The 2,118-nt window shown below is 61.0% G+C and carries 1 protein-coding gene; it reads left to right on the forward strand.

What is annotated here, in order from left to right; translation table 11 throughout:
• The first annotated feature begins 452 nt into the window (after window positions 1-452).
• Window positions 453-2,033, forward strand: a complete 1,581-nt coding sequence (gene serA / locus RMO81_RS02480) for a phosphoglycerate dehydrogenase (protein ID WP_310474144.1) — start codon at window positions 453-455, stop codon at window positions 2,031-2,033.
• Window positions 2,034-2,118 lie beyond the last annotated feature (85 nt).

The raw sequence follows: 2,118 nt of genomic DNA on the forward strand, positions 1-2,118 counted from the left end.
GGGCCTGCGCATCTGGTGCGGGGCCACGGTCGATACGGCTGACGTGGTCGCGCTCACCAACTGGCTCGACTGGGCTTACGCCGAGGTGACGGCCTAGAGATCAGCAGTTCCTTCTTTCGTCGTTTAGTTGGGAAAAGAGCAATGGAACGCGACGATCAAATCAAGTTGAGCAACTCGGTTTCGGCAAAAGATTTCATTGAGATAGTCCAACTTCTTCGGACCTCCATGTATCAGATTTCGCAATCATCCATGATGCGCTGCGCAGGTGATCCAAACGTGGAATCCGTCGAAATGATACTGGAAAACACGGAAAACACGCTCGATGATCTGCTTGAGCAAATGAGAGGTCGAATAGTTATCGATCTCCAAAAGTAAAAAAGATACCGCTTTTTCCGCAATGAAAAGCGCCCTGTTCCCAGTCGTAAGCGATAGGGCCATTGGAGAACAACCAAATGCCACGCGTCCTCATTTCCGATCAAATGTCCCCCAAAGCCGCCGAAATCTTCCGCGCCCGCGGCATCGAAGTGGATGAAATCACCGGCCTGTCGAAAGACGAGCTGATCAAGATCATCGGCCAATATGACGGCCTCGCCATCCGCTCTTCCACCAAGGTCACCAAGGAAGTGCTCGCCGCCGCCACCAACCTCAAGGTGGTGGGCCGCGCCGGCATCGGAGTGGACAATGTCGACATCCCGTCCGCTTCCGCGCTTGGTGTCGTCGTGATGAACACGCCGTTCGGCAACTCGATCACCACTGCCGAACATGCCATCGCGCTGATGTTCGCGCTGGCCCGCCAGTTGCCCGAAGCCGATGCCTCCACCCAGGCCGGCAAGTGGGAAAAGAACCGCTTCATGGGCGTGGAAGTGACGGCGAAAACGCTCGGCCTGATCGGTGCCGGCAACATCGGCAGCATCGTCGCCGATCGCGCGCTCGGCCTGAAAATGAAGGTGATCGCCTTTGATCCGTTCCTCACGCCGGAACGCGCCGAACATATGGGCGTGACCAAGGTGACGCTGGATGAGCTGCTCGGCCATGCCGATTTCATCAGCCTGCACACGCCGCTCACCGACAGCACCCGCAACATCCTCAGCCGCGAAAATCTGCTGAAGTGCAAGCCGGGCATCCGCATCGTCAATTGCGCGCGCGGCGGCCTGATCGACGAAGTGGCGCTGAAGGAACTGCTCGATTCCGGCCACATCGCTGGCGCCGCGCTCGATGTGTTTGTGGAGGAGCCCGCCAAGGCCTCACCGCTGTTTGGCACGCCCAATTTCGTTTCGACGCCGCACCTTGGCGCCTCGACCGACGAAGCCCAGGTAAACGTCGCCATCCAGGTCGCCGAACAGCTCAGCGATTTTCTGCTCACCGGCGGCGTCACCAACGCGCTCAACATGCCGTCGCTATCAGCCGAAGAAGCGCCGCGCCTGAAGCCCTATATGGCACTGGCCGAACGCCTCGGCAGCCTCGTTGGCCAGCTCGACAATGACGGCATCAAATCGGTGCGCGTCGAAGTCGAAGGTGCAGCGGCGCAGCTGAACCTGAAGCCGATCACAGCAGCCGTGCTGGCCGGCCTGATGCGCACGCACAGCGACACGGTCAACATGGTCAACGCGCCCTATCTGGCCCGCGAGCGCGAGATCGAGATCGCCGAAGTGCGCCACGACCGCGAAACCGACTATCACACGCTGCTGCGCGTGACGGTGATGACCGCCAGAGGCCCGCGCACCGTGGCCGGCACCCTGTTCGGCATGTCCAAACCGCGTTTGACCGAGATTTTCGGCATCACTGTCGAAGCCGATCTGGCCGGCGACATGCTGTATATCGTCAACGAGGACAAGCCGGGCTTCATCGGCCGTCTGGGTTCGGCGCTGGGCGGTTCGGATGTGAACATCGGCACCTTCCACCTTGGCCGCCGCGACGCCAGCGACGAGGCCGTGCTGCTGCTGAGCGTCGATACCGCCATCCCTGATGCCCTGCTCGCCACCATCCGCGCCCTGCCGGGCGTAAAGGTGGCCAGCGCGCTGCGCTTTGTGTGAACGCCTCAACTCCCTCCCCCTTGTGGGGAGGGTCGAGAGACGCCGCAGGCGGCCCGGGGTGGGGGTCGCGCCATTCGCAACTGAA

This window comes from Sandarakinorhabdus sp. (assembly GCF_031422795.1).
Lineage (GTDB): Bacteria > Pseudomonadota > Alphaproteobacteria > Sphingomonadales > Sphingomonadaceae > Sandarakinorhabdus.

Bases quoted from the DNA above. Each gene is read 5' to 3' on its own strand.
- serA (WP_310474144.1), top strand. From the start codon at position 453: ATGCCACGCGTCCTCATTTCCGATCAAATGTCCCCCAAAGCCGCCGAA.